This is a genomic window from Actinacidiphila sp. bgisy160 (genome assembly GCF_965342435.1).
GTDB lineage: Bacteria > Actinomycetota > Actinomycetes > Streptomycetales > Streptomycetaceae > Actinacidiphila.
In genome coordinates this window covers 1-8462 of sequence record NZ_CBDRCM010000103.1, presented here as the reverse complement: position 1 = coordinate 8462, position 8462 = coordinate 1, and the positions used below count along the sequence as shown (strand labels likewise).

Sequence of the window (8462 nt, the reverse complement as noted above, 5' to 3'; positions counted from 1 at the left end):
GTCCCCGGTCACGACGAAGGGCCGGGCGGGGGACGACTCCCGCCCGGCCCTTCGTCGTGACCGCTACTTCTTGTTGAAGTTGCCCGCGACCTGGGCGTCGAAGTCCTCGGCGCCCTTGGCGATCGAGGTGAACGCCTCACCGAAGTTCTCCAGGCCGTGGATGGCCTGGGTGAGGCTGCCGGTGAACTGCTGGTAGGCGTCACGGATGGCGGGGCTGGCCTGGGGCAGCACCAGCTCGTCGTTGAGCATGTTCTCGACCTGGCCCTTCAGGCCCTCGAGGCGGGCCATCCACTCGCTGCAGGTGGACGCGTGCGCCGACGCCCGCTGCCGGACGTCCTCGGGAACGATGTGAATCGCAGGCATTGCAACGCCTTTCTGTTCTGCTGACTGGCCTGGGGGTGGTGTCCCCGATCAGGCGATCTTCGGGCTGGTGCCGCCGTGGGTACCAGGGTTCTGCGGATGAGTGTCCGGATTATTGGGGTTCGTCGGGTTGTGCGGGTCCTCGCCCGGCTTGTTGCCGCCGGACCACGTCCACTCCGGCGTCTTGCCGTCGGCGCCCTTCGGCCCGCGGGTGTACTCGGTGTGGCTGCCGTCGCTGCCGGTGACGGTCATGGAGCCGCTGCCGTCGCTGTTGATGTTGGCCACCGTGTGCGCGGTGCTGCCGTCGGGATACGTGGTGTCCGTCGTGTAGCTCGGGCCGTTGTACGTGGTGGTGGAGGTGTACTTGTTGCCGTCGTAGTTGACGGTGGTCACTTCCTTGGTGACGTTGCCGTCCTTGTCGACCTCCACGTGCGAGTCGATCGAACCACCGTTGGGCGTATCGACATGGAAGTCGGGGGGCGTGTCACCGGGGTTCGTGGCGGAGCAGAAGTCCGGCAGTTCGCCGGGCCCCTCGCACTCGCTGAGGTGGTTCTGCTTGTAGTCCCACAGGTCCTTCTTCTGCCGCCAGTTCTGAACGTGCAGATTGGCGCTCATCACACCGATCTCGGCGCCCAGCTCGGAGTCGAACTCGCGGAAGGCCTCGCCCACGCCGCCGAAAGCGGCGGCCAGCTCCTTCAGGCCCTTGTCCGCGCGTTTCATGGTGCTGCTGGCGTTGGTGTGGAAGAGCGACATCGCACTGGCGACGCCCTCGTGCCCGAGGATCGCCTCCGCCTCACCGCTGCCCGAGCCGAGGCGGCCGAAGACGCCCTTGTTGATGAGCGGGTCGATCTCGCCCGCCAGGGCTTCCAGGTCGCGCTTGGCCGCGTTGAGGACGTCGTAGTCGATTTTGATCTCGGGCACAGGGGACCTCCGGACGGTCCTTGGAGAATCCGGTCACCACGACCACGCACCACGCCCCCCGCCGGTTCACCGCCGCACGCGGGTTTGACCCACGTCACATGAACCACGTGCGTGCCCCGCGCGTGGTCCACGTGGAGAGCTCCGCCGTGCTCCTCCGCACCGAACCGGGAGGGATCCCTGACATGCCTCGCCCGAGCGACTGGAACGTTCTCGGCCTCCACGGGGATCCGACCCCCGGAGACCCGGGCCAGATCCGTCTGCTGGTCGACGACCTGGTCAAGATCGGTTCTCAGGCGAGGTCCATCGCGAAGGCCATCGACCAGGTGATGGACACGGCGGACAGCAGTGTCTTCGCCGGGAAGACCGCCGACGCGCTGCGGGGCAAGGTCGACGACAGGCTGCGCAACCACATCAACGACGTTGCCGACTCCTTCTGGGAGGTCTCCCAGAACCTCGGCGCCTGGGCGAACCACATCGAGGATGCCCAGCGGCGGGCGGACGGCGCCCTGTCGGCCGCACGCGGCCTGGCGAAGGACGACCCGCAACTGGAGGCCCTTCGGCAGACCGCCCAGAGCGCGGGCACGGAGCTCGACGACGTGGGCAGCACCATCGCGAACGCGATCAACAACGCCTCCGACATCCGGCTGCCGATCTCGGACTGCCAGGTCTTCTGGGAGATGTTCCAGATCCTGGCGATCATCCTCATCGTCCCGGCGCTGATCTTCGGCGGTCCGGTCGCCCTGCTCGCCCTCGGCGTCAACATGACGCTGTTCGTGAAGGCGGCCATCGACTTCGCCCGCGGCGACATCGGTTTCCTCGACCTGTTCCTCGCCGGGCTCGGCATCATCGCCCCCACCACGAAGGCGCTGCCGATCTTCGCCATCGGCGGCCTCCTCAAGTCCGGCTTCAAAGCCGTCGTCCAGTGGGGACGCAACAGCTTCCTGTCCCTGAAGGACATGATCAGCGGGTTCCGGTTCGCCACCGTCTTCACCGGTCTGCGGGACGTCGCGCGGATCAGCCTGACCTGGGTGCGCCAGGGCGGACTGTGGGTCATGCAGAACTTCCACAACGTGCCCGCGCTCGGCGGCTCGGTGTTCGTCAAGGGCGGGCTGGTCGTCGTCCAGGGCGTCCGCTCCATCCCCGTGGTGGTGCGCGGCTGGGGGTCGGCCATACGGGCCGGCGCCCCCGGGGCGTGGCAGAACTTCCGGCTCTTCGCCCAGGAGACCTGGAGCAGCCAGATGGGCGGCGCCAAGTGGACGCGCCTGATCCTGCCCGTGACGCACACCGACATCGCGGAGTACGGGCTCAAGGGCGCGCTCCGCATGGGCTTCTGGGACCGCGGCGTCATGGGCCGGGGGGTGTGGGACCTGCCGGTGGGCGGCACGGTCGCGCACACCGTGAGCGCCGTGCCGATGGGCCCGCACGGCGCGACCCCGCACCTGGACCTCGGGCACGCCAACATCAACATGGCCCGCATGGACCTGGAGAACGTGCGCTTCGGCAACTTCGCCGACACCCACACCTCCGTCCGCCCGTCCTCCTTCTCCGTGGCGCCCATCAGCACCGTCGACCTGACGGGGCTGCGGGTCGGCACGGTCAACCCCGTCTCGGTGCACGGGGCGAACGCCGTGTTCGACAACTCGACGGCCGGCTTCCGGGCAGTGCGGCACATGGACGACGTGGTCGACATCGCCGGCACACAGATGAACCGGATGAAGATCGACGCCTTCGACGTGGCGCCCGGCCAGATGAGCGGGGGGCTCGGGGTGAGCGCGGCGGCCCCGGGCGGCCATGTGACGCACTCCTCGGGCCTGTATGTGCCCGGCTCCGCAGGCGCCCCGGTCGTGCACGAAGGCGTGGACGTCTCCGCCCTCGTCGCCAAGGGCCACGGGGGCAACCTGCTCGCGCAGGGCCCGGCCGGCGTCATTTCGGGACCGCCCGGCGGGACCAGCGCGCTGCACACCGCCGTCACCGGAGTGCCCGCGCCCGCCCCGGGCGGCACGGCCCTGCACGACCTGCTCGCCGCCCCCGGCGCCCCGGGCGCGGGGACGGGTGCCGCGCACACCGCGCTGAACGGTGTCCAGGCGCCGCCGAGCGGTGCCGGGGTCCACGACCTCCTTGCGGCTCCGGGCGGACCGGGCGGCGCCCACGCCCCGCTCACCGGGGTCCCCGGGCACCAGAGCGGCACCAGCGCCGGAGGGTCGGCGTTCGACGCGCTGGCGGGCGGCTCCAAGGGGACGCCGAACAATCCGGTGCCCACGCACCTCGGGTCCGCCCTCGACGAGAACGTCGCCGGTGCGGCCCGCGCCAACCAGGCCCATCTGACCCTCGACGAGCTCGTGCGCCCCGCCGGCACCGGCCGCCCCGGCTCCGTGGTCACCGACACCGTGCCCGGTCCCTCCGCGCACGGCGCCCCCGCTCCCGGCCTGCCCAAGGGCGGCGTCCACGGGACGCCGCCCAAGGACGCGGCCCGCTCCGCGCTCGACCTCCTCGACGACGGCCGGGGCGTCCGTCCCGTCGACGGCCCCGCGTTCGCCGGCGCGCCCGGAGCCGGGAAGACCGTGGACGCCGGCGCGGGCCACGCCTTCGCCGGGGCGCCCGCACGGAGCACGGACGACGTCGTCGTCACCCCCGGCACGCACGACAAGGTGGCCGTCACCGGCGACGGACACGTCGCGGTGCCGCTGCGTCAGGACCCGGTACCGGTCCCGCCCGCGGCGTCGGGCGGCGGTCACGTGCTCTCGCGCGAGGCGGACCTGCTCCACGAGGTCAACCTGAAGCTGGGCAAGATGGGGTCCGGCGCGGTGACCGCGGAGACCGTCACCGCCGCCCGCCAGGTGCTGGAGGACCTCCGCGGCGCCGCCTTCACCAAGGTCGACATCCGCGCCCAGGCCGACCAGCTCGCCGTGCACCTCGCCGGCCCGGAACGCGGGCACCTCCCCGGCGGCGTCAGGGACACCGACCTCACGCACGACGCGCCCGCCACCCCGGGGCCCGGCGGGCACCACGCGCCGCCTGTCCCGCCGAGGCCGCCGCGGCCGGAGAGCGGTCTGCTCGACGGGCTCGATGACGTGGACCTGGACGACGCCGGCGCACCGATGCGTCTGCACCTCGACGCGGAAGGCGGCTCGCTGCCGGGACCTCCGGCCGGCGGGCTCGACGACGTGGTCCTGGACGACACGGGCGCACCGATGCGTTCGCACTTCGACATGGATGACGACTCGATACCCGGGACTCCGATCGGCGAGCACGGGACCGAGGACCTGGACGGCTTCGCGCAGTTCGTCGACCTGCTCCGCCCGCTGCGGCAGCACGTGGAGGCGGCCATCGACAACCCGGCGGCGAACATCGAGGTGGCCCTTGTGGCGAACCCCGGTGGCCGGACCTGGCGCGAGTTCTCCGATGACGTGGGCCACGCCATGGTGTCCGTGATGCTGCCGGGCGAGCGCAAGCCGCTCACGATCGGCTTCTACCCCGGCGACGAGGGAAGCCTCTTCGGTCGCCCCGGTGCCCTCGTCAACGACGCCGAGTACCTCCTGTCCGGGCACGTCCGCGTGCTGGGCACCTACCGGATCACCGCTGAGCAGCTGTTCGAGGGATACCGGTACGCGCTGGCCAACTCCGGCGCCGTCTACGACCTGTTCCGCTACAACTGCGTGCGGTTCGCCGAGGGCTTCGTCTCCGCCGCGCTCGGGAAGACCGTGGCGGACCTGTGGGTGGCGGCCCCGTACCGTCTGGTCGACGCCATGCTGACTCCCAACGGCGCCTGGCACTGGGCGGACGGAACGGGGCCCGTGGCCAAGCTGACCGCCGACGACGCGATGCGGTACCAGGACGCCTTCCTCGATGTGAACGACTGGCGGCGTGTCGCGAACGACCAGGTCGACGCCGCCTCCGACCAGGCGAAGCACTTCGTGCTCTTCGACCACCAGCGTCCGCTGATCAACGGGAATCTCGCGACGGCCCCGCAGAAGGAACGTCTCGGGCTGCTCGGTCAGTTCGAGACGATGATCACCCACACCATCCTCACCTCGGGTGACGACGCGGGCCGCCAGTTGTCACGACAGCTGGGCGAGACCTACGGCACGCTCCGTCCCGGGCTTTCCGACCTGCCGGCCCCCTCGGTGCCCGCGTCCGTCGCCGGCGACTCACTCCCCGGCGTCGGCAGGGGCTCGCTGGACAGCGTTCCGGATCCGGTGCCGAGCCCCGGTGGGTCGGGAGTCGGGCATTCCTTCACGGATGTGCCGGAGTCCCCGGTGCATCACGCGCCCGAAATGCAGCGGATGCTCGACGATATCGACGGCATGCTGCACGAGATGGGCGTGTCCCGGACGTCGCTGGACGACCTGCCGTCCGGTCCGCCGTCACCCGTGCACCCGGGGACCGGCGGCGACGTCCATGTCACCTCCGGTGGGGAGCCGCACACCCCGGCCGTGGACAAGGGCAAGGGCAAGGCGCCGGCCGACACATCCGGCTCCTCCGGCATGGGCGGCGACCAAGACGGCGTGCGGGTCAACGCCGGGGACGACCTGTCGGAGATCGACGCGGCGGCGGCCATCACCGACGCCCGCCGCGAGCTGATCAACGCCCGGACGATCCGCGACGACCTGCAGACGCGCTACGTGGACGGTGTCGGCACCTCGGCCGAGGTCGACGGCGTCCGCTACCTCGAGTCGTGGGAGCAGGTCAGGCAGGCCGACGACGCGCTGGCCCGGGCGGAGGCCCACTGGGACGAGCTGACCGGCGGCGCGCCGCTCCCCGAGGTGCAGGCCTACGGCGGCCACGGTCTCGGCGGCGGTGCGCGCCTTCCGGAGGGACTGCGTTCGCTGCTGCACCTCAAGGGCCGCGGCGACGCCCTTCCGCCGGCTCCCGAGGCAGTGGTGCAGTCCGTCGACCACGTCCCGTCCGCGACCCATGTCGTCACCTCGCTGGAGGACGGCAAGCTCAGCCACGCCCTCGTTCCCAGCGGCCAGGACCTGACCGTGGCCCACTGGCTGAGTGAGCCTCAGTCCGCCCACGGGTGGCCCAAGGGCGGCGGCAAGGAGGCGTACGAGGGCGACCTCAAGGCGCACCAGGACGTCCTGACCAAGGGGCTGGCCGGCGCGGAGCACGACGACGCGCTGAAGTCGGTGCTGGTGCAGCAGCAGAAGTCGTTCGAGGAGAACGTCCAGCTGTTCCACGCCCTCGAAGGCCGAACGGAACTGCGCAACCTGCGCATGCCGCAGCTCTCGGCGATCGTGATGGCCGAGCGGCGGGCACTGCGCACGCTCGCGGCGGACACGGACGCCCTGACCGCGAAGCTGCGCAGCGGTGAGTGGAAGTGGGCGAAGGGCTACCCGCTCGACGGGGCGGAGGCCGGTGAGCTCATCGCGAAGGTCCACAAGCACCTGCAGGACGAGCTCTCGCTCACGGTGAACCTCAAGCTCGGCAACCAGTTGCCGGGCGGAGGGACGCTGCTGGACGCGCTGACCGGGGACCAGCAGCTGCTCCGCAACGCATGGGAGACCGGCAACGCGGGCGCCGGGTACTACGTCACGCGCGGCAGGGCGGAGGAGGCACTCGGCCTGCCGGCGTCCGTGAAGCGGACGACGGACGCATCCGGGATCTACCCGGGCCAGGACGGCAAGCCGTTCGCGCCGACCGCGGGCGACCTCGCGGACCTCCCGAACTACGCCGCCCTCACCTCCAAGTACCGTCCCGGCGGCGTGAAGATGTACGGGCAAGCGGTCTTCCACCTCAAGCCCAATCTGATGGACCGGGCCACGTTCACCCCGGCGGACAGCTTCATGGAGGACCTGCAGGGCGCCCGGAGCGTCACCGGCCGGGGCAACATGCTGCCGCTCCTCAACCACGGCCACGAGCCTCTGGTCCGGCTGGCCTTCGCCGAGGCGACCGGCTTCCAGTTCGACGACGCGTTCCGCGGTTTCCGGGACGCCGGGACGCTGGAGCGGCACCTGAACCGCTACTTCGAGGCACAGGTCCACGGCGGCGTGAAGTGGGACGACCTGGACCGCGTCGTACTCGTGGACGACGGTTTCGATCCGGCGATCCAGGCCCAGAAGCTGCAGCTCGAGCAGTTCGCCAAGGACAAGGGGCTCTCGTTCACGGTCGAGGTCCACAACGCGCGACCTGGCGCGGGCCGCGCCCCCGGAGTGCACCCGGCGCCCTCCGCGCCGTCGGCGCCCCCCGGACCCGGTGGGACCCACCCGGGCGGCACCGGTGGTCCCGGGCCTTCGCCGGCGCACGGGCCGGCGCCGGCGAGCGGCCACGCGGGCGGTCCCGACACGCCTCCGGCCCCCGGCGGCAGCACGTCCGGCGCCGCCGCCGACGGGGTGCACGAAAGCTACGCCGACCTCGACTTCACCCGCTCGCTCCTTGACGAACGCGGGGTGCCCAGGGACGACCTCTTCACGGGCACGGCCGCGCGTGTCGAGCCGTCCGGCGACGGCTCGTTCGTCTCCCCGGCGGCACCGTCCGCCTCGGGGGGCGCCGCGAAACTGACCGAGGACAAGATCCTGGACGTCGTCATCGGCACGGGCGGGCGCAACGGCGACGAGCGCCGTACGCTCGCCGGTTTCGAGTTCGGCGCGGGCACCCGCAACAACGACGGCAAGAACCTCGTTTCCCGGCCGATCGTCGTCACGGTCAAGGACGGTGGGACGGAAGCGAAGGTGGCCGTCCACCTGAACGTGATGCTCAGCTCCGGCAACGAAGCCGACGTGACGGTGGCGGGGAAGAAGCTCGCGAACACGACGGAAGTCACGATCACCGGGAGCAAGTTCCACCTCACCGCGCGACCGCACACCGACCAGAACCTGATCGACCTGCACGGCGCCTCCAGCGACACCGCGTCGAAGTCCATCCACGTGGGGCCGGGCAACGCCCTGTCGTCCGGCTGGAACAGCAGGCCGGGCAACACCGGGAACCTCGCACGGGCGCTCGGCGTCGCGGAGCAGAAGCTCATCGAGGCCCTCGACAACCGTTTCCCGCCGAGCGGGCTGGTGGACATGGTCCACCGGTTCCAGGACGACGTGGAGCGTGCCGTCGTCCACGGCTCAGGCGCGGAGGACGCGCGGGTGCACTTCCAGGGCGACAAGTCGTTCCCCGTCCGGGGCGACGCCCGTGGTGTGTCGGCGCCGGCCGTCTCCGGGCTGTCGGGCGGGATGGGTGATTTCGTCCAC

General features: G+C 71.3%; 2 protein-coding genes and 1 pseudogene. 1 reads left to right on the top strand and 2 read right to left on the bottom strand.

Going from position 1 to position 8462, the window contains the following annotated elements:
* Nucleotides 1-63 precede the first annotated feature (63 nt).
* The gene (locus ACRWNP_RS36560; RefSeq protein ID WP_431969232.1) at nt 64-363 is read right to left on the bottom strand and encodes a hypothetical protein; all 300 of its coding nucleotides are present in this window, start codon (nt 361-363) and stop codon (nt 64-66) included.
* Nucleotides 364-411: 48 nt separating this feature from the next.
* Nucleotides 412-1281 carry a hypothetical protein gene (locus tag ACRWNP_RS36555; RefSeq protein ID WP_431969230.1) on the bottom strand — a complete coding sequence of 290 codons (870 nt, stop codon included), beginning with the start codon at nt 1279-1281 and terminating at the stop codon, nt 412-414.
* Nucleotides 1282-1463: 182 nt separating this feature from the next.
* Between ACRWNP_RS36555 and ACRWNP_RS36550 the strand changes: the two are divergent.
* A pseudogene (locus ACRWNP_RS36550) lies at nt 1464-8462 on the top strand (hypothetical protein); the annotation flags it as partial.

Coding starts and splice junctions, on each gene's coding strand:
- ACRWNP_RS36560 (WP_431969232.1), bottom strand. CDS start 363: ATGCCTGCGATTCACATCGTTCCCGAGGACGTCCGGCAGCGGGCGTCG.